We start from the raw sequence: 19,675 nt of genomic DNA, 5'->3' as shown, positions 1-19,675 counted from the left end.
ATCGATTACTGTTTTTTCCCGATGCTTTGTGAGAGATCGCTTACAAGCGTGTAAGACTAAATCCGTTTATAACGCAGTGAAATGCGATGCATAATTTATCTTTTCCTTAATTTACAGAGTCTTGCGTTTTAATGGTGTTTTGAAGAGCCAAACAGCGTCAGCGAACGGAATCACGTTATCTTGTTCCGGTTTGGAATCGGCGTAATATGGGCCTTGTCGACAGGGAGACGACGCAGGAATTCAGAAAATCGGTAGGACGCCGAAACCTCAGGATGAGGTGTAGTTGACTGGAGGTCAGCTAACCAGGAAGGTTGGACAGGGTAAGGAAACCTTAAAGCAGGCAGGATGTCTGCTGGTCAGGATGACAAAGGACAGTTTCAGGAAGAGACAGGGACACCCGAAGGAATCGGGCTAAGGAAGTGCTCCGGGAAGGAGTCGGACCTCTCAGGATGAGTCATCAGGAACTCCTTCAGGATGAAGGGAAAGGACACCTCCAGGACGGATTGAGAGCGTGAGTTCAGGATGAACTGACAGGTCAGGGAACCACCGAAGGACAGTCCAGGACGGGACTTAGGGATTGCTGCAATAGGGATATTGTATAACAAGGATGACAGCAGGGAGCCATCAAGTAGCCGGATGCTGCATGTAAGACCTAAGGGCGCAACGTAAGTTGCGCCCGTTCTTTATTTGGGGGTAAAAACACCCGAGCTAATTTCCCCTTCCTTTATATTTCATCTGCTTATCGCTAGCCTTGGCACTCCACCTCCGATTCACCCCGGGCCTTTGTGAGAGATCTCTTACAAACTTGTAAGACATTACGCGTTTTTAACCTGGCTATCGGCCTAAGCATCTTGTTTAAAATATTGAATTTAAAGTATTTTTGTTTTTGTTTGGTGCAAATTTCATGCATTGAGACGAAAATTTCTGTCCGAGTATGCTCCCAATCCGATGGGAAAATCGTATTCTTAGGGTGTCGGAAGGAACTGACGGAACGGAACAGGAACATAGCCAAGGATTTGGGCAGTCTCAGGATGAGACCGGTGTGCCAGGAAGGTATATCGAACAGGGACTGTGAAGGGAATGCCGAGGAACGGCAAGACAGTAAACAGGATGTTTGCTGGTCAGGATGACTAAAAGGACCCCTTCAGGAAGAAGGTATAGACCCCTCCAGGATGGATGTTGAGAGTCAGGACAGGATGAACTGACGGGTCAGGAAGGCCACAGGACAACTTCAGGATGAAGTCAAAAGGACAATGCTGACGGATACAGCAGTCAAAGGAATGATGCAGGGAGCACTTTCGTAGCGGGAATGCTGCAAGTAAGACCTAAGGGCGCAACGCAAGTTGCGCCCGTTCTTTTTTGGGCACCGTAAAAGTTTGCTTGCCTGCTTACGGTACTTGCACTTTTCGGTGTGCTACCTTTTCTCACTAACCAGCCAAACCAGCCAAACCAGCCAAACCAGCCAAACCAGCCACAAAACAATGTCACAGTCAGAACTGCCTGCTATCTGGTAAATGATTGAGGTGAAAGCGTCGGCGACGCCTCAGCCCATACTGAATCTCATGCTCTAACATATTTGGCGTGATTTTCGCGTTGCCATGGAGGGGCATGCTGACAAGCGCCGCACGCCATTGACGTTTGTGTCGCTGGAGTTTATGTGGCGGTGAAGGAGCGATGGGGGCGTTAGCCGGGCATTCGGTGCGGCGGAACATGAAACTGCACCGGTCGGAACCCTTTCATGACCACATAGCCCTGATAGGCATCTTCTCCGCTGGCTGAGAATTCGAATAAATAAACGGTGTGCCAGTGCCATTGCCCCTGAGAATCGCGCAACTTGTGGCTGCCACTGGCAACGGTCAGTAACTGCAGACCTAAATGTTCACAGCGTTGGTGAATGAAAGTCTGAGCCAGCTCCGCCTGACGACGTTGTTGCCAGAACAGAAAGCCCGCCACGGCCAGCAGCAGTATTCCCAATAAATTATCCATGTTTTTTCCTGTCGACATCCTTGATGTTGCCTGTCCATCTATGTGTATTTTCGCCAGCCTGACGACGTGATGTGTCAGGCCGGCAAACGGCACAGTGGTGTCGGCAAGCCGCTCTCACGGGTAGGCTAAAAGAGGAGAACCGTCTGGCGATTCAGTCTTCTCCCCGGGCGTGTTGCTGCAGTTTGGTGATGGCTTCAATCAGCGCCGTATTTGCCGGACTGTGCAGCAGTTGCAGCATGATTCCGCGCAGGTTTGGTAGCATCACCAAATCGGCAAAGAGCTGATTAAACAACGTCTGATCTTCGGTTTCGGCCAGACGCAGCAGGAACAGCCCGGCCAGTTCACTGTCCGTCAGTCCTTGCCAGCAGCGACCGGCAATTGCCACCAGGATTTCAGGATGGCTCAATGCTGACTGCGCCAGCAGATCACGCAATGCCTGACTCAGGGTTGCGGTATCGGCACCGGACAATGCCCGGATCAAGGCTGAAACCAGGAACAAATCCGGAGTGTCGACAGCGGCTTCTTCATCGAGGCGCTCTTTCAGGCGTGTCGCCAGGGCTTCCGGCAGAGTGCAGTGCTCAAGGCAACCCAGCAGGGCGTAGAGCGGAGTCAGCGGCAGGTTGTTGACTGCTTTACGCAGCTGAGTGGCGTTGTTTTCCTGCTTCATCCGGGCACAAACATCGGCCAGTCCCTGCAGGCCTACGCCCTGCCATTTATCCCAGCCTAAATCGCCGGTCAGGTAGTGCTGGGCGTGCTCATAATAGTGACTGGCAGGAAGATGCAGGCGTTCACGTAACTGGGCGTGGAAGATCGCCATCTTGTCGTCGTTAGGTTTGAAGGTGTACGGGTTTGCCGCCAGCTTTTCCTGCTCTTCTTCGGTTGGGGTCGTGTTCAGTGTCGCCCCCATGGCTTCAATCACGTACTTGATAAAGTCACCGACCGCTGCTTGCTTGAGCAGGCCACGCTCATCCAGTGGCAGACGAAGGAACCAGATCCAGGGTGGGTTCCCTGGCTGCCAGAAGGAAATAGAAAGGTGGGCGTGCTGTTTCAGCGGCCATGGATACGGCTGACGGTTTTCCTCAACAGCCTTGAAGTGTTCAATGTCGATTTCACACACACGGCGGCCGAGGTCGAAAATTTTATACTGGCAACCGGCGTTATCTAACAGTTGGGTAAGGTGATGAAATTTATCCATGGTCAGGTTCTGTGCTCCTCAATCAGAAGCGGGAGTATAGCACGTTCACCACGCTCGGCGATGGGCGGGGCGACAGTCTGAAGCGGTTGTCGTCTTCATTTCCGGCTTCCCTGACTGGGGCCATGTCACACTTGGGTGTCCTTGGGCAAGATGGTATCCTTCGCCGCCAGACTTATTGGCCGGGCCTGTTCGGGCTTGGTATCAGAGAGATGAGGGTATGACAGACATGCACCAGCAATGTCGGCTGCTGCTTGAGCAGCTTGAAGCAACCATGAAATCGGAAGGGATGTGGGAAATCATACCGCCCAGCTCGTCTGCGTTGCAAAGTACAGAGCCGTTTGCGGTCGATACCCTGCATTGCACGCAGTGGCTGCAATGGATTTTTATTCCGCGTCTGCTCTGGATCCTGGCAGAGAACATGCCGCTGCCTGCCGCCATGGCGATTTCCCCTTACGTTGAGGAATCAATGAAAGGACTGGCTGGGCTGCCGGCGATTTTGTCGGTGACCCGCCAGCTGGATGAACTGTTTAAGAAGTGAGTGCTATGGAACTTGAAATCCTGTATCGCGACGAATACCTGGTCGCTGTCAATAAACCCGCCGGAATGCTGGTTCACCGTTCCTGGCTGGATCGCCATGAAACGCGGTTTGTGATGCAGACTTTGCGCGATCAGATTGGTCAACATGTGTTTCCCCTGCATCGCCTCGATCGCCCGACGTCGGGTGTTTTGCTGTTTGCGCTATCAAGCGAGATGGCCGCACAAATGATGCCGAAGTTTGCCGGACGCGACATAAAGAAAACCTACCATGCGGTTGTCCGGGGCTGGATTCAGGAAGCCGCAGTGCTGGATTATCCGCTCAAGGAGGAACTAGATAAAATTGCTGACAAGCAGGCTAACCAGGATAAAGAGGCGCAGGAAGCTGTCACTGCGTACGCCCCTTTGGCTCATGTTCAGACTGACATTGCGATCGGCCGTTATCCGACCAGCCGTTACACGCTGGTGGAAATGAAGCCGGAAACGGGGCGTAAGCATCAGCTGCGTCGTCACATGCATCATCTCAGCCACCATATTATCGGGGACGTGAATCACGGTGATGGCCGTCATAACCGTAGTTTCCGGGATAACTATGACTGCCACCGCCTGATGCTGCATGCTTCGCGATTGCAGTTGCTGCACCCGGTCAGTGGCGAGATGCTGGATATCCGGGCCGAGGTGGATGCGCCCTGGCGCCGGGTCATGGCTGCTTTTGGGTGGGCGGAATCCCTGATGGAAGGCGCATAATCAGATAAAAGTTGCACCAATTCCGTCTGCCAGCCACAGTTATGTTATCGTGGATTCATGGATTTTCTGTCGCAAAGGAAGGTATTGAAATATGGCAAAGATTGGTGTTTTTGTGGGAACCGTATTCGGCGGCGCGGAAGAGGTGGCTGAGGAAGTCACACGTTTTCTGGTTGGCAGTGGGCATCAGGCCGAACTGTTTCTGGAATCCTCATTGGAGGAATTTCTGGCTTATCAGCAGGACATCGCGCTGGTGATCACCTCAACCACAGGTCAGGGAGAAATTCCGGACAACTTGCTGCCGTTGTTTCTGGCGCTGAATGATACCTTTCCGATGCTACCTCAGCTGCGTTACGGAGTGGTAGCGATGGGCGACTCCAGCTACGGCGAAGATCGTTTCTGCGGTGCCGGGCGGCAGTTTGATACGTTGTTGCAGGAGCTGCAGGCACGACCCATGGTTGAGCGGTTGGATGTAGATGCCAGTGTTAACTTTGATGCGCTGGAAGTGGTCATGCCCTGGCTGAAAAGCTGGGCCAAGCAGGCTGATGCGGCCTGAGCCGAATGACTCTTCAGCCGCAGAAACTGGGCGGGTTACCGCACCTGAATAAAAGGTTCCGGTAAATGCGGGTGTTTGAAGCGCGATTTCTCTGAGATAGCCGCCTTTATGCTGAGGGCCGATACGGGGATTCACGCTAAACAGAGATACACCGGGCAGCACAAAATGTGCTGCCCGGTTTTTTTATGGCAAGAAAGGGCGAAGCGGTTATTTCAGTTTTTCCAGATCGGCTTCAATTTCAGCGATTTTGTGGCTGACCACCTGCTCCAGGTGGCGCAGGTCGCCCAGGATCTTCTTCTTAATATCGATCTCAGTGTGCTTTTTGTTGGTGATACGATCCAGCTCATCAATGATGAACGTCAGCGTGCGGTTGATCTCGGTAATTTCTTTGTATTCCCGGTTACCGCTGTTGACCACCACCGATTTACGTTGGCGCGGGAACTTAAATTTCACACTTTTGGCAAAAAGTTCACCTTTCTGCTTGGTGAAATAGATCTTCAGGATATCGTTGGCCGCTTCCTGACGCAGGCTGTAACGTTCGATTGTTTCTGGGTGTTCGATGCCGATGGCAGAGAGGTTTGGGTACATATACGCCTCATGTTAACTACAAGTTTAAAAACAGGGGGGCAGTCACTGGTTATTGTTTTTCCAGACGGGCAATCAGTGCGTCTTTCAGACGCGTTTGCTCATCTGGGGTTAACTGCTCACCGTCCTGGTTTGTGACAATGAAAAAGTCTTCCGCGCGTTCACCTATGGTGGTGATTTTGGCCGCCTGCAGGCTGATCCCCTGACGGGCAAATTCGGAGCCGACCCTTGCCAGCAGTCCCGGCATGTCGAGGGCTACCAGTTCCATCAAGGTTTTCTTACCGGATTTGGTCGGCAGGAAATCAACCTGGGTCTTGACCGTAAAGTGGCGCAGCTTGTGCGGTGGCCGTTTGCGTTTACGCTCTGACTTCATGTGGGTCAGGGCGTTGATTAGCGACCGTCGCACTGCATTCTGGCGCATATCGCTCAGGGCCTCGCCGTTGTGGTCCAGTACCATAAAGGTATCCAACGCATAGCCGTCTTTGCTGGTCATGATCTGGGCATCGTGGACGCTGAGGTTTTTCTTATCGAGCTCGGCAACCACAATGGCAAACAGTTTGGCTTTGTCCTGGCAGTAGACGAACACTTCCGTGCCGCCACGGGTGGCTTTTTTGCTGACCAGAATCAGCGGCTTGTCCTGTTCTTCATGGGTCAGAATGGCTTCTGCGTGCCAGGCAATTTGCTTGTGGGTATGGCGCAGGAAATAATCGGCCTTGAAACGCTGCCACAGTACATCAATATCCCGCTGCGGGAATCCCTGACTGCGTAGCAGGGCAGAGGCCATTTGTTGGTTGTGGCGGATGCGCTCGCGCATATCCGGCGGGTTTTCCAGCCCGCGCCGCAGGGCTTTCTGGGTGGAGTAGTACAGCTCGGCCAGCAGGGTCCGCTTCCAGCTGTTCCACAGCTCCTGGTTGGTGGCACAGATATCGGCTACGGTCAGGCAGATCAGGTTATCCAGCCGCTCTTCGTCGCGGACTTCTTTGGCAAACGCGGTGATCACTTCCGGATCATAAATATCCCGGCGCTGGGCGGTGACCGACATCAGCAGGTGCTGATTGACCAGCCATTTCACCAGATTGGCCTCCGGTTTGGACAGGCCGTGCAACAGGCAGAAATCGTAAGCATCTTCACCGCCTAGCTCGGAGTGATCACCGCCTCGTCCCTTGGCGATATCGTGGAAGATGGCCGCGAGCAGCAACAGCTCTTTTTTCGTCACTCGCGGATAAACCTCACAACAGATCGGATGCTGCTGGCGGTTTTCCGGGTTGCTGAACTTATACAGATTCTTCAGCAGCCGAATAGTGTGTTCATCCACGGTGTAGACGTGGAACAGGTCAAACTGCATCTGACCGACGATCTGGCTCCATTGCGGCAGATAGGTCGACAGCACGCCGTGCCTGTGCATCAGCGGAAAAGCGCGATGCAGGCAGTTGGTCTGGCGGATCAGCTCCATGAATTTTTCCCGCGCCTCGGGAATATCGACCAGGAAGCGGTTGAGCCGCCGCCGCGCGGTGCGCAGCTGGCGCAGGGTCGGGGCGGCAATGCCTTCGATCTGCGAGTTGCGGGCAATGTGCAGGAACATATCCAGAATGGTTTCCGGCCGGGCTTGGAACAGCGCCGGTTTGGTTGCCTCAATGAGCGGCCCCCGTAGCTGGAAGTCTTCATCCAGGATAATTGGCTCCGGCGCCGCCCCTTTGTTCAGGATGGCCTGATCAAACAATTGCAGCAGCATCTTGTTGAGTTCAGCCACCCGGCGCAGGGTACGGTAGAAATCTTTCATCATCATTTCAACCGGCCGGTTACCCTCACCCTGGTAGCCGAGCAGTTCAGCTACGGAAGCCTGATGGCCGAAGGTCAGCCGGTTGTCATAACGGCGCAGCTCGACATGGAGCGCGAAGCGGATACGCCACAGGGCGTCCTGGCATTCGACCAGCTCGCGGTATTCGGCATCGGTCAGAAAGCCAAAACGGCTCATTTCCAGCAGGCTGGTGGCCCCGAAGTGGCGGCGTGCGACCCAGCTCAGTGTGTGAATATCGCGCAGGCCGCCCGGGCTGGATTTAATATCCGGCTCCAGGTTGTACGTGGTGTCGTGATACCGGGCATGTCGGGTACGTTGCTCTTCCAATTTGGCCTGATAAAACGGTTTGCTGGGCCAGAAATGACCGTCGTTCAGGCGCTCTTCCATATGCTGATAAGTGTCATGGTTACCACACAGCCAACGTGATTCGAACAGGTTGGTAGCAACGGTCAGATCCTCGCGGCCAAACGAAATACATTCGTCGACAGTGCGCACGCTGTGGCCGACATCCAGCTTCAAATCCCACAATAAGGTGAGGAACGTACTGATGGTGTTGCCGGTGGCTTCATCAACCGGTTCTTCGCTCAGCAGCAGGATGTCGACGTCGGAGAGCGGGTGCAGTTCGCCGCGGCCATAGCCGCCAACCGCGATCAGGGCCAGGGTCGGGTGCTGATGCAGGTTAAAATGGTGCCAGAGCGATTCCAGCAGATTGTCGATATAGCGAGAGCGGGCTTCCACCAGAGCCGTCACCGGGACTCGGTCGATAAACTGGCTTTTCTGGTGAGCAGTAAACTGTTCCAGCGCCTGACGCAGGCGATCCGGGGTTTGCGTGTTGTCTTCTGGCAGTACGGAAGAGATTGGATCTGTCATTGCTGTCCGTGCAAAGTTGGAAGTCTTATCCATAACCCTATCATGACCGTGAGCAAACGCCCAGCCTGCTTTCTCACGGGATTGAGCATCAACACGGCGAAGATTCAGGCATAAAAAAAGCCGACGCAATGGTCGGCTTCAATTGGCTTAGGCGTTGTGCATCAGGCGAGGAATCGATTCTTCCTCGCGCAGGGTCAGCACTTCGCAGCCGGTTTCGGTAACCAGCAGGGTGTGTTCCCACTGAGCCGACTTTTTACCGTCTACGGTGTAAACCGTCCAGCCGTCTTCGTCATCAACCAGGCAACCGAATTTACCGGCGTTGATCATTGGCTCGATGGTAAAGCACATACCGGCTTTCAGCACGGTACGGTCGTTGTTCTTGTAGTGAACAACCTGTGGCTCTTCATGGAACTCGTTACCGATGCCGTGGCCACAGAAATCTTTAACGATAGAGAAACGGCTGTTGCCGTTCTTCACGAATTTTTGGATAGCCGTACCGATTTCACCCAGCTTGGTACCCGGCTTCACTTTTTTCATGGCCAAGTACAGGCTTTCTTGCGCCACGCGGCACAGACGTTTGTCTTCCAGAGACACTTCGCCCACTTCGAACATCTTCGATGTGTCGCCGTGGTAGCCGTCTTTGATTACTGTGATATCGATATTGATAATATCGCCGTCTTTCAGTACCGCCGGTTTGTTGAACTTGTCGCTGACCGGCTCATCGTTTTCAGCCGGAATACCGTGACAAATCACGTGGTTGATAGAGGTACAGATAGACTTAGGGAAACCATGGTAGTTCAGAGGCGCAGGAATCGCACCTTGCTCTTTGGTGATGTACTCATGGCAGATACGGTCCAGCTCTGCGGTGGTCACACCTGGCTTGACATAAGGCTCGATCATTTCCAGCACTTCTGCCGCCAAACGGCCAGCAACGCGCATTTTTTCAATTTCTTCAGCCGTTTTGATCTTGATGCTCATTCGCTCTTCTCTGCAATGAAAATTTGCTCTCCCCTACATGGTAACAGTGAGGGCGCTGGATGGAAACCCGATTCACGGTTGTACCGCGGTCACGGCAATATTTAAACTGGATTTTAGTGGCGAAATTATGGTATAAAGCGCGCCGTAATTGGGTAATGTCATCTCGATGTTGTTGCTCACATTACACAAACACTTTTATTAATCACTCACACATATCGGCACGTCTTCCGGGGTGCCCAGCGACTTTTCGCGAAGTTGTAACGCACAGGCGTTAATCTGGGTCGGTAAGATGGGGTATGTGGACGCCTAACCCCATAGAGGAATATTCAATGGCAACTGTATCAATGCGCGACATGCTGAAGGCTGGTGTTCACTTCGGTCACCAAACTCGTTACTGGAACCCTAAGATGAAGCCATTCATCTTCGGTGCTCGTAACAAGGTGCACATCATCAACCTAGAAAAAACTGTACCAATGTTCAACGAAGCTCTGGCTGAAATCACTAAGATTGCTGGCCGTAAGGGTAAAGTTCTGTTTGTTGGTACTAAGCGCGCAGCCAGCGAATCAATCAAAGAAGCTGCAATCAGCTGTGACCAGTACTACGTAAACAACCGTTGGTTGGGTGGTATGCTGACTAACTGGAAAACAGTTCGTCAGTCAATCAAGCGTCTGAAAGATCTGGAAACTCAGTCTACTGACGGTACTTTCGACAAGCTGACCAAGAAAGAAGCGCTGATGCGTACTCGTGAAATGGAAAAGCTTGAGAAGTCTCTGGGCGGTATCAAGAACATGGGTGGTCTGCCTGACGCTCTGTTCGTAATCGGCGCTGATCACGAGCACATTGCAATCAAAGAAGCAAACAACCTGGGTATCCCAGTATTTGCAGTTGTAGATACTAACTCAAGCCCAGACGGTGTTGACTTCGTTATCCCAGGTAACGACGACGCAATCCGTTCTATCCAGCTTTACACTAACGCTGTAGCTGCTTCTGTAACTGAAGGTCGTAACCAAGACATCGTTGCACAAGCTGAGCAAGACGGTTTCGTAGAAGCTGAATAATAGCCGGCTCCTTTGAGCATCTTAAGTTACCTTGTGTAAACTAAGAATGGTTACCAGGGGCCGATCATGGCCCCTGATTTTTACACCAAGTATTCAAAACTGAGGATATAACAATGGCAACAGTTACAGCTGCCCTAGTTAAAGAACTGCGTGAGCGTACTGGCGCAGGCATGATGGAATGTAAAAAAGCGCTTGTTGAAGCGAACGCTGACATCGAGCTGGCGATCGAAAACATGCGTAAGAGCGGTGCTGCTAAAGCTGCTAAAAAAGCAGGTAACGTAGCCGCTGAAGGCGCAATCATCATCAAAGAAGGTGAAGGTGTAGCTGCACTTGTGGAAGTTAACTGCCAAACTGACTTCGTAGCGAAGGATGGTAACTTCCTGGCATTTGCAAACGAAGTAGCTGAAGCTGCTGTTGCAAACAAATCTGACGTTGCTGCTCTGCAAGCTGACTTCGAAGAGAAGCGTGTTGCTCTGGTTGCTAAAATCGGTGAAAACATCTCTATCCGTCGCGTAGAGTACATCCAAGGTGAAAGCATTGCTTCTTACCGTCACGGCGACCGCATCGGTGTTGTTGTTGCAGGTAACGGCGACGCTGAAACTCTGAAGCACATCGCAATGCACGTTGCTGCATCTCGTCCAGAATACGTAAACCCAGAAGACGTACCAGCTGACGTAGTTGCTAAAGAGCGCGAAGTTCAAGTTGAAATCGCGATCAACGAAGGCAAGCCTAAAGAAATCGCTGAGAAGATGGTTGAAGGCCGCATGAAGAAGTTCACTGGCGAAGTGTCTCTGACTGGCCAGCCATTCATCATGGAACCTAAGAAATCTGTTGGTGAAATCCTGAAAGAGAAAGGCGCAACTGTTTCTACTTTCGTCCGCCTGGAAGTGGGTGAAGGTATCGAGAAACAAGAAGGCCTGAGCTTTGCTGAAGAAGTAGCACTGGCGCAGAAAGGTTAATCTTTCGCGAATTGCTTAAAAAGAAGACCGTGGCCAAGGCTGCGGTCTTTTTACAACTCCATATCTCTATTTTGTAAGCCTGGAAGGTATCACTAATGACCACGAATCCTAAACCGACTTATCAACGAATTTTGCTTAAGCTGAGCGGTGAAGCACTGCAGGGCGAAGAAGGTTTTGGTATTGACGCACAAGTTCTTGACCGTATGGCTCAGGAAATTAAAGAACTGATTGAGCTGGGTGTGCAAGTTGGCCTGGTTATTGGCGGCGGTAACTTGTTCCGCGGTGCTGGCCTTGCAGAAGCAGGTATGAACCGAGTTGTAGGCGACCACATGGGCATGCTGGCAACAGTCATGAACGGCCTGGCAATGCGTGATGCGCTGCATCGTGCCTATGTGAACGCCAAAGTGATGTCAGCAATTCCTCTGAACGGTGTCTGTGACAATTACAACTGGGCTGATGCGATCAGCCAGCTGCGTCAAGGCCGTGTCGTGATTTTCTCTGCAGGTACGGGTAACCCATTCTTCACCACCGACTCTGCAGCGTGTCTGCGCGGTATTGAAATCGAAGCTGATGTTGTACTGAAAGCAACAAAAGTTGATGGCGTGTTCACAGATGATCCAGTTAAAAACCCAGATGCAGTGCTTTGTGATAAGCTTAGCTATCAAGATGTTCTTGAGAAAGAACTAAAAGTGATGGATCTGGCTGCATTTACCCTGGCTCGTGATCACGGCATGCCAATTCGTGTTTTCAACATGAACAAGCCTGGTGCTCTTCGCCGTGTGGTGATGGGCGAGCAGGAAGGCACGCTGATCAACAACCTGTAAGTTTCAATGGCAAGGTTGCGGCCTTGCCCTGTGGGAGCCAGACTCCCTCGTCAACCGAATTATTAAGGGTTTAAATCGTGATTGATGCAATTAAACAAGACGCTAAAGAGCGTATGGGCAAAAGCGTTGAAGCGCTTAAAAACCAACTGGCAAAAGTACGTACTGGCCGTGCCCACCCAAGTCTGCTGGACGGTATCCAGGTTGAGTACTACGGCTCAAACACGCCGCTGCGTCAGGTTGCGAACGTAATCGCTGAAGACTCACGTACGCTGGCAATTACTGTGTTTGACAAAGAGCTGACTCAGAAAGTTGAAAAAGCGATCATGATGTCTGACCTGGGTCTGAACCCAATGTCAGCAGGTACAGTTATTCGCGTTCCACTGCCACCGCTGACAGAAGAACGTCGCCGTGACTTGGTGAAAATCGTACGTGCTGAAGCAGAACAAGGCCGTGTTGCAATCCGTAACATCCGTCGTGACGCTAACGCAGACGTTAAAGGACTGCTGAAAGACAAAGAAATTTCAGAAGATGATGATCGTCGTGCACAAGACGACATTCAGAAGCTGACTGACGCAGCAGTGAAAGAAATCGATCTGATCCTGGAAACGAAAGAAAAAGAGCTGATGGAAGTTTAAGGCGCTCGCCTTTCCATTTGCTTGAAACTGATCTGAGCGCTGTGCGGGCAGCACAGCGCTTTTTTTTGAGGGAGATGTATGGCAGATCATACAATCGATACTGCACTTTGTGCTGAGAGCTTGCCAAAGCACGTCGCTATCATCATGGATGGTAACGGGCGGTGGGCAAAGGCCAAAGGAAAGCCTCGAGTGTTCGGCCACAAAGCTGGCGTGGAAGCCGTACGTAAGACTGTCTCGACTGCCAAACGCCTCGGCATCCAGGTGGTGACCCTGTTTGCGTTCAGTAGTGAAAACTGGCGACGTCCTGAAGACGAAGTCTCACTGCTGATGGAGCTTTTCATGACGGTGTTGGGCCGTGAAGTGAAGCGGCTGCACAAGAACAATATCCGCCTGCGTATTATTGGTGATACCTCTCGTTTCAGCCCTCGTTTACAGCGCAAGATTGCCGAAGCCGAAGTGCTGACCGAAGGCAATACCGGTATGATTCTGAATGTTGCTGCCAACTACGGAGGGCAGTGGGACATCATGCAGGCGACTCAGCGTTTATTACACAAGATGGCTGAGCAGGGACTGACAGCGTCCGATATTACGGAAGATATGCTGGCGAGCGAATTATCGACTGCCGGGCAGCCGGATGTTGACCTGTTGATCCGCACCAGTGGTGAGTGCCGGGTCAGTAACTTTATGTTATGGCAAACCGCTTACGCAGAAATGTATTTTTCTGAGCAGCATTGGCCGGACTTCGATGAAGCCAGTTTTGCAGATGCTGTCGCGTGGTTTGTAAACCGTGAGCGTCGCTTTGGCTGTACAGGTGAACAGATCCAGGCATTACTGGAACGTTAAATATTACAACGCAATAATTTGGAAGTATTTTTAGGCATCTGGTTAATGGTCATCAGACCCTGGATGCCTTTTTGCTGGTTACCAGGTATGGGAACCACGCGGCCAACAAACACAACTCAGGCCGACCGAATTACAAAAAGAATTGAGAGGACGCAGTTTGCTGAAGCAACGTATTATTACCGCCCTAATCCTCGCCCCTCTGGTAATCGCAGGAATCTTTCTTCTGCCTTTTCCTGCCTTTATAGCTGCGCTGGCAGTGATCACCTTGCTGGGGTTTTGGGAGTGGACACAATTTCTGGACACAAAATCTAAGTGGATGGCTATGTTGGTGCCGGTTGCGGCACTGGGGGGAACATTGGCCGCCATGCCGACAGAGCCGGCAGCCCTGGCTGCATTGGCATCATCGCATCAGTACATGCTGCTGGCCGGTGGTTTGTGGTGGCTGAGCGCATCAGCGTTAACGATCAGCTATCCGCGTAGTACAAAATTGTGGTCGACTTCCCCTTCTTTAAAATATCTGTTTGGCCTTTTGACCCTGCTCCCGTTTTTCTGGAGCGTTTTGATGCTTCGTGCGGTCCAGTACACAGACAATCCTTACCACGGTGCTAAGCTGGTGCTGCTGGTGTGTGTCTTGGTCTGGGCGGCGGATACCGGCGCGTATTTTTCCGGCAAACGCTTTGGTAAGCATAAGATGGCCCCGGCAGTCAGCCCGAATAAAACCATTGAAGGCCTGATTGGCGGTGCCTTGCTGGCGGTACTGGTAACTTGGGGCGGCGCGTTTGTGCTGGATATCCCGTTTGTCAGTGTTGGCAGCCTGCTGCTGATTGCTGTCGTGACTGTGATTGCCTCCGTGATGGGGGATCTGGTCGAAAGTATGTTTAAGCGCGTTTCCGGAATCAAAGACAGTGGCAATATCCTGCCTGGTCACGGTGGTATTCTGGACCGTATTGATAGCCTGACGGCTGCCCTTCCTGTATTCGCCCTGCTATACCTGTGGCTGGTGTAAAATAGCAGGTCCTTTCCGGCCGGTATCAGTAAGCGATATCTTGCTTGTTGCCGGCCGGAATGCCATGCTCCACTGGCCCGATGAAATTTGAACTGCTGTAAAGTGAGACTATGCGTAAGTTAACAATTCTTGGTGCAACCGGCTCAATTGGTAGCAGCACCCTGGCGGTTGCTGCTCAGAACCCTGATCTGTTTGACGTTGTGGCCCTGGCGGCCGGAACGAACACAGAGAAAATGTTTGAGCTTTGTCTGCAATGGCGACCGAAGTATGCCGCTATGGCTTGCGAAACGGCTGCACAAGAGCTGTCGGCACGATTAAAGCAGCATCAGATTACCACTGACGTGCTGGCCGGTGAGGCCGGTCTGTGTCAGGTGGCGGCGCTGGATGAAGTGGATACGGTGATGGCCGCGATTGTCGGTGCTGCCGGTCTGCTGCCGACCATGGCCGGGGTAAAAGCCGGTAAGCGAATTTTGCTGGCGAACAAAGAAGCGCTGGTCATGTCCGGCCAGATGTTTATTGATGCCTGCCGGGAGTATGGTGCGGAGTTATTGCCAGTCGACAGCGAGCACAATGCCATTTTCCAGAGCCTACCAGCTGAGGTACAGCGGGCAATGGGCTACTGCGATCTTGATGCCGCCGGGGTCAGTAAAATTTTGCTTACTGGGTCAGGCGGGCCGTTCCGTTACACCGACGTCAAAGATCTGGCTGCTGTAACACCGGAAATGGCAATCGCGCACCCGAACTGGTCCATGGGGCCAAAGATTTCTGTTGATTCTGCCACCATGATGAACAAAGGGCTGGAATACATTGAAGCCCGCTGGCTGTTCAATGCTCGGCGCGATCAGATGGATGTCATCATCCATCCGCAATCGGTGATTCACTCTATGGTGCAGTATAAAGACGGTTCCGTGCTGGCGCAGATGGGATTGCCGGATATGAAAACCCCGATTGCCTGTGCCATGTCCTATCCTGAAAGGGTAGATGCCGGAGTGGCACCCCTTGATTTCAGCCAAGTGGGCGAATTTACGTTCCTGAAACCGGATTTTGCCCGCTATCCGTGCCTCAAGCTGGCGATGGATGCCTGCTATACCGGTCAGGCTGCCACCACCACACTGAACGCCGCCAATGAAGAGGCGGTTGCCGCGTTCCTGGCGACACAGATCGGGTTTACTGATATAGCCCGTATCAACCGTCAGGTACTTGAACAAGCCGCCTTGCGCGAGCCAACTGACTTGGAAAGCGTGATTGAGCTAGATAGAATGGCTCGAGGCTTAGCGCAGGAAATCATTCGTAAGGTATCGTTATGATGGGAGTTTTGTGGAGTCTTGGAGCTTTTTTACTGGCTCTCGGGATACTGATTGCGGTTCATGAATTTGGTCACTTCTGGGTAGCGCGACGTTGCGGTGTTTACGTTGAGCGCTTCTCCATCGGCTTTGGCCGCCCGTTGTGGCGTAAGGTCGGTAAAGACGGCACCGAATATACCCTGGCGATGATTCCGCTGGGTGGGTACGTCAAAATGCTGGATGAGCGGGTCGAGGATGTTCCGGCAGACCGTCGCCATCAGGCATTTAATAATAAAAATTTGTGGCAGCGCAGTGCCATTGTCGCCGCTGGGCCACTGGCTAACTTTCTGTTTGCCGTGGTGGCTTACTGGGTCGTTTACCTGATTGGGGTACCGGCGGTACGCCCGGTGATTGGTGAAGTTGCGCCTCAGTCTATTGCGGCAAATGCCGGAATTACGAGCGGAATGGAACTTAAAACCATTTCGGGAATCAAAACCGCAGATTGGGAATCGGTTAATATGGCCATGATTTCCCATATTGGTGATAAAGAGATGGTGCTGACCGTCACCGCACCAGATGCCGACTACGAAGTTGAAAAGCGTCTGGAATTGCGTGGCTGGTCGTTTGACCCGGAAACCGAACGGGTACTGACGACACTTGGTATCACGCCTTACTCACCGAAAATAACCTTAACCATCTCACAACTTGTTGAAGATGGCGCAGCAATCGCGGCAGGTTTACGGTTAAATGACGAAATTATCGCGATTGATGGTCAGCCTGTTACGCAGTGGCAAGAAGTTGTGCAGGCGGTTCGCTCACACCCTGCTCAGGCCATGCAGCTTGATGTTAAACGTGACGGTGAAGCTGTTACCCTGACGCTGGTGCCTGGCTCAAAGCTGGCCGACAACGGCGACATGATTGGTTATGCTGGCTTTGCCCCGAAAATTGAGCCTTGGCCAGAGTCGTACCGCATCAACCTGCAGTATGGACCGGTTGAAGCTGTCGGCAAAGCAGCAGAGAAAACCTGGCAGCTGGTTACCCTGACATTTGATATGGTAACTAAGCTGGTGACCGGGGATGTGGCAATTAAAAACCTCAGTGGCCCGATTTCGATCGCCAAAGGGGCGGGGATGACAGCGGACTACGGTCTGGTGTATTTCCTTGGCTTTCTGGCGCTGATCAGTGTCAACCTGGGGATAGTTAACTTGTTACCGCTACCGGTACTGGACGGAGGCCATCTGATGTTCTTCGCCATCGAAGCGGTAACCCGTCGTCCTGTTTCTGAACGAGTTCAGGATATAGGCTACAGAGTGGGATCAGCCATTTTGGTTGCGTTAATGGCGGTTGCGCTATTCAATGATTTTACCCGCCTTTAATAAGTGCGTTTAGCAAGGAATAATCAGAACACTAATGGCGATGAAAAAACTGTTGGTCGCATCGCTGCTGCTCGGAAGCAGCGTTGCGCAGAGTGCGGAACAATTTGTAGTAGAAGATATCCGCTTTGAAGGCCTTCAACGTGTCACGCTGGGTGCGGCGTTGCTGAAAATGCCCGTTCGGGTTGGCGACAATATTGATGACCGGGATGTATCAGAGATTATTCAGTCTTTGTTCGCGTCCGGTAACTTTGAAGATATTAAGGTATTCCGTGACGGCAATGCCCTATTGATTCAGGTACAGGAACGGCCGACCATTGCCAGCATCACGTTTTCTGGCAACAAGGCGATCAAAGAAGAGCAACTGCGCGAGAACCTGGACGCTTCACGCATCCGGGTAGGCGAGTCGTTGGATCGTACAACCCTGAGCAAGATCGAAAAAGGGCTGGAAGATTTCTACTACAGCGTCGGTAAGTACAACGCCTCGGTGAAGGCCGTTGTCACTCCGCTGCCACGTAACCGTGCAGACCTGAAATTCGTCTTTACCGAAGGGGTATCGGCGGAAATTCAGCAAATTAACTTTATCGGCAACGAAGTGTTCTCCGATGAAGAGCTGCTCGACAAGTTTAACCTGCAGGCCGAAGTATCCTGGTGGAACTTCCTGGCGGACAAAAAGTACCAGAAACAGGTACTGGCCGGAGACTTGGAAACCCTGCGTTCCCTGTACCTCAATAACGGTTACCTGAAATACCGTCTGGATGCGACTCAGGTGGCGATCTCACCGGATAAGAAAGGGGTTTATATCACCCTGAAAATCGATGAAGGTGAGCAGTACAGCGTTAAGGATGTCCAGCTGCGCGGTGAGCTGTTGGGTAAACGTAGTGAGCTGGAGTCGCTGATCAACATTACCGGTGGTGATATCTACAACGGTGCTCAGGTTACAGCGCTGGAAGAGGCGTTGAAACGTAAACTGGGCGAGTTGGGCTATGCGTATCCGCAGGTTAACACCCTCCCTGATTTTGACGACGACAACAAACAGGTGTCGCTGATCATCAACGTTGAGCCGGGCAAACGAATCTACGTGCGAAATATTGCCTTCTCTGGCAATACCTCCACTAAAGATGAAGTACTGCGTCGCGAAATGCGTCAGATGGAAGGCAGCTGGTTGAACTCTCGCATGGTTGAACGCGGTAAAGAGCGTTTGAGCCGGACCGGTTTCTTTGAAACCGTGGATGTTCAGACCGTGCGTGTGCCGGGTACCGATGATCAGGTGGATGTCAAATACACCGTGAAAGAAGCCAATGCCGGTAACGTAAACTTCGGTATCGGCTACGGTACAGAATCTGGCATCAGCTTCCAGGCGGGTATCCAGCAGGACAACTTCCTGGGAACCGGTAACCGTTTCGGTATCAATGCAATGATGAACGACTACCAGAAGAACATCAGCATGGAATACCGTGACCCTTACTTTACCCTGGATGGTATCAGCCTGGGTGGTAAGGTGTACTACAACGAGTTTGAAGCGTCAGACGCGAACATCTCGGATTATACCAACCAGAGCTATGGCGCAAGCCTGACCTGGGGTTTCCCGTATGATGAACTCAACTTCTTCGAGTTTGGCCTGGGCTACGATCACAACAAGATCTCCAATACCCAGGAATACTACCAGATCGAGAAGTTCAAGCTGATCCATGGCTTCAACGTGGGTGATAACGTAATTGAACTGGATGATTTCAACTGGTCGGTGTCGTGGACCCGTAACAACCTGAACCGGGGTTATTTCCCGACGGCCGGCAACCATCAGCGTGCTTCGTTCCGGATGACGATTCCGGGGTCAGACGCCCAGTTCTTCAAAGCTCAGTATGATGTTCGTCAGTACTTCCCGCTGACGCAGGATCATGATTACAGTTTGTTGCTGCGTGGTCGCTTAGGTTATGGTAACGGCTATGGTACAACAGACAACGGTAGTGACCAGTTGCTGCCATTCTATGAGAACTACTATGCCGGTGGTTTCTCAACGCTGCGTGGCTTCCGTTCAAACACGGTAGGTCCGAAAGCGGTTTACCTGAACTACTCTGGCGGTAACAACCCTGAACTGATTGGTTCAGATGATGCTGCCGGTGGTAACGCCGTGGCGCTGGCCAGTATGGAACTGATTGTGCCGACGCCGTTTGCGTCGGATGAGGTACGTAACCAAATTCGTACCAGCTTCTTTATCGATGCTGGTTCGGTCTGGGACACGGAGTATGATTTGGATGACAGCGATGGCAAGTACATCCAGGATTACTCTGATCCGTCTCTGATTCGTGCGTCATATGGTGCCGCGTTACAGTGGATGTCACCAATGGGACCACTCGTTTTCTCAGTCGCTCGTCCGATTAAGAAATACGAAGGGGATGATGAAGAATTCTTTACCTTCACCATTGGCCGAACATTCTAAAATTTATG

The 19,675-nt window shown here is 52.0% G+C and carries 17 protein-coding genes; 12 read left to right on the top strand and 5 right to left on the bottom strand.

All coding sequences use genetic code 11. From position 1 onward, the window contains the following. Window positions 1-1,683 precede the first annotated feature (1,683 nt). Window positions 1,684-1,986 (bottom strand): DUF3301 domain-containing protein, encoded by a 303-nt coding sequence (locus PGW97_RS13240; protein WP_217393973.1) that lies wholly within the window; start codon window positions 1,984-1,986, stop codon window positions 1,684-1,686. 151 nt (window positions 1,987-2,137) lie between these two features. Next, window positions 2,138-3,181, bottom strand: a complete 1,044-nt coding sequence (locus tag PGW97_RS13235; protein ID WP_273857482.1) for a DUF3549 family protein — start codon at window positions 3,179-3,181, stop codon at window positions 2,138-2,140. Between the two features lie 217 nt (window positions 3,182-3,398). Here PGW97_RS13235 and PGW97_RS13230 point away from each other — a divergent pair, with 217 nt between their 5' ends. The 3 genes from PGW97_RS13230 (at window position 3,399) to PGW97_RS13220 (ending at window position 5,015) form a co-directional block, all read left to right on the top strand. Beyond that, window positions 3,399-3,719 carry a YqcC family protein gene (locus PGW97_RS13230; RefSeq protein WP_273857481.1) on the top strand — a complete coding sequence of 107 codons (321 nt, stop codon included), beginning with the start codon at window positions 3,399-3,401 and terminating at the stop codon, window positions 3,717-3,719. A gap of 5 nt (window positions 3,720-3,724) precedes the next feature. Continuing rightward, window positions 3,725-4,462, top strand: coding sequence for a tRNA pseudouridine(65) synthase TruC (gene truC, locus PGW97_RS13225; protein WP_273857480.1), 738 nt, complete (start codon window positions 3,725-3,727; stop codon window positions 4,460-4,462). 91 nt (window positions 4,463-4,553) lie between these two features. Further along, complete coding sequence (locus tag PGW97_RS13220; protein ID WP_047883184.1) at window positions 4,554-5,015, top strand: flavodoxin; 462 nt, start codon at window positions 4,554-4,556, stop codon at window positions 5,013-5,015. Between the two features lie 207 nt (window positions 5,016-5,222). Here the strand turns inward: PGW97_RS13220 and PGW97_RS13215 are convergent, their stop codons facing one another. The 3 genes from PGW97_RS13215 to map all read right to left on the bottom strand — a co-directional run bounded on the left by PGW97_RS13215 (window position 5,223) and on the right by map (window position 9,246). Further along, on the bottom strand, window positions 5,223-5,603 hold the full coding sequence (locus PGW97_RS13215; RefSeq protein ID WP_047883183.1) for a DUF3461 family protein: 381 nt from the start codon (window positions 5,601-5,603) through the stop codon (window positions 5,223-5,225). A 49-nt stretch (window positions 5,604-5,652) separates the two neighbouring features. Beyond that, on the bottom strand, window positions 5,653-8,268 hold the full coding sequence (gene glnD / locus PGW97_RS13210; RefSeq protein ID WP_273859670.1) for a bifunctional uridylyltransferase/uridylyl-removing protein GlnD: 2,616 nt from the start codon (window positions 8,266-8,268) through the stop codon (window positions 5,653-5,655). Window positions 8,269-8,415: 147 nt separating this feature from the next. Beyond that, a complete protein-coding gene (map, locus tag PGW97_RS13205) occupies window positions 8,416-9,246 on the bottom strand; it encodes a type I methionyl aminopeptidase (protein ID WP_047883182.1) in 831 nt (276 codons plus the stop codon). A gap of 329 nt (window positions 9,247-9,575) precedes the next feature. Between map and rpsB the strand changes: the two genes are divergently transcribed. The 9 genes from rpsB (at window position 9,576) to bamA (ending at window position 19,667) form a co-directional block, all read left to right on the top strand. Next, window positions 9,576-10,304, top strand: a complete 729-nt coding sequence (gene rpsB, locus PGW97_RS13200; RefSeq protein WP_047883181.1) for a 30S ribosomal protein S2 — start codon at window positions 9,576-9,578, stop codon at window positions 10,302-10,304. Between the two features lie 113 nt (window positions 10,305-10,417). Next, window positions 10,418-11,263 carry a translation elongation factor Ts gene (gene tsf / locus PGW97_RS13195; protein WP_047883180.1) on the top strand — a complete coding sequence of 282 codons (846 nt, stop codon included), beginning with the start codon at window positions 10,418-10,420 and terminating at the stop codon, window positions 11,261-11,263. A 95-nt stretch (window positions 11,264-11,358) separates the two neighbouring features. Further along, window positions 11,359-12,087 carry a UMP kinase gene (gene pyrH / locus PGW97_RS13190; protein ID WP_047883179.1) on the top strand — a complete coding sequence of 243 codons (729 nt, stop codon included), beginning with the start codon at window positions 11,359-11,361 and terminating at the stop codon, window positions 12,085-12,087. Between the two features lie 77 nt (window positions 12,088-12,164). Next, the gene (gene frr, locus PGW97_RS13185; RefSeq protein WP_047883178.1) at window positions 12,165-12,722 is read left to right on the top strand and encodes a ribosome recycling factor; all 558 of its coding nucleotides are present in this window, start codon (window positions 12,165-12,167) and stop codon (window positions 12,720-12,722) included. Window positions 12,723-12,800: 78 nt separating this feature from the next. Beyond that, entirely contained in the window at window positions 12,801-13,565 is a 765-nt protein-coding gene (locus PGW97_RS13180) for an isoprenyl transferase (protein ID WP_047883177.1), read from the top strand. Between the two features lie 160 nt (window positions 13,566-13,725). Further along, window positions 13,726-14,571, top strand: coding sequence for a phosphatidate cytidylyltransferase (locus PGW97_RS13175; RefSeq protein WP_047883222.1), 846 nt, complete (start codon window positions 13,726-13,728; stop codon window positions 14,569-14,571). A 110-nt stretch (window positions 14,572-14,681) separates the two neighbouring features. Beyond that, complete coding sequence (ispC, locus tag PGW97_RS13170) at window positions 14,682-15,878, top strand: 1-deoxy-D-xylulose-5-phosphate reductoisomerase (protein WP_047883176.1); 1,197 nt, start codon at window positions 14,682-14,684, stop codon at window positions 15,876-15,878. Next, window positions 15,875-17,230, top strand: a complete 1,356-nt coding sequence (gene rseP, locus PGW97_RS13165) for a sigma E protease regulator RseP (RefSeq protein ID WP_273857479.1) — start codon at window positions 15,875-15,877, stop codon at window positions 17,228-17,230. Before ispC ends, rseP begins: the two co-directional genes overlap by 4 nt. Window positions 17,231-17,264: 34 nt before the next feature. Further along, entirely contained in the window at window positions 17,265-19,667 is a 2,403-nt protein-coding gene (gene bamA / locus PGW97_RS13160) for an outer membrane protein assembly factor BamA (RefSeq protein WP_273857478.1), read from the top strand. The last annotated feature ends 8 nt before the right edge of the window (window positions 19,668-19,675 follow it).

The organism is Photobacterium sp. GSS17, assembly GCF_028621875.1.
In the GTDB taxonomy this organism is placed as follows: Bacteria; Pseudomonadota; Gammaproteobacteria; order Enterobacterales; family Vibrionaceae; genus Photobacterium; species Photobacterium ganghwense.
The sequence above is the reverse complement of the archived record's forward strand: the minus strand, read 5'-3'. Positions and strand labels throughout refer to the sequence as shown.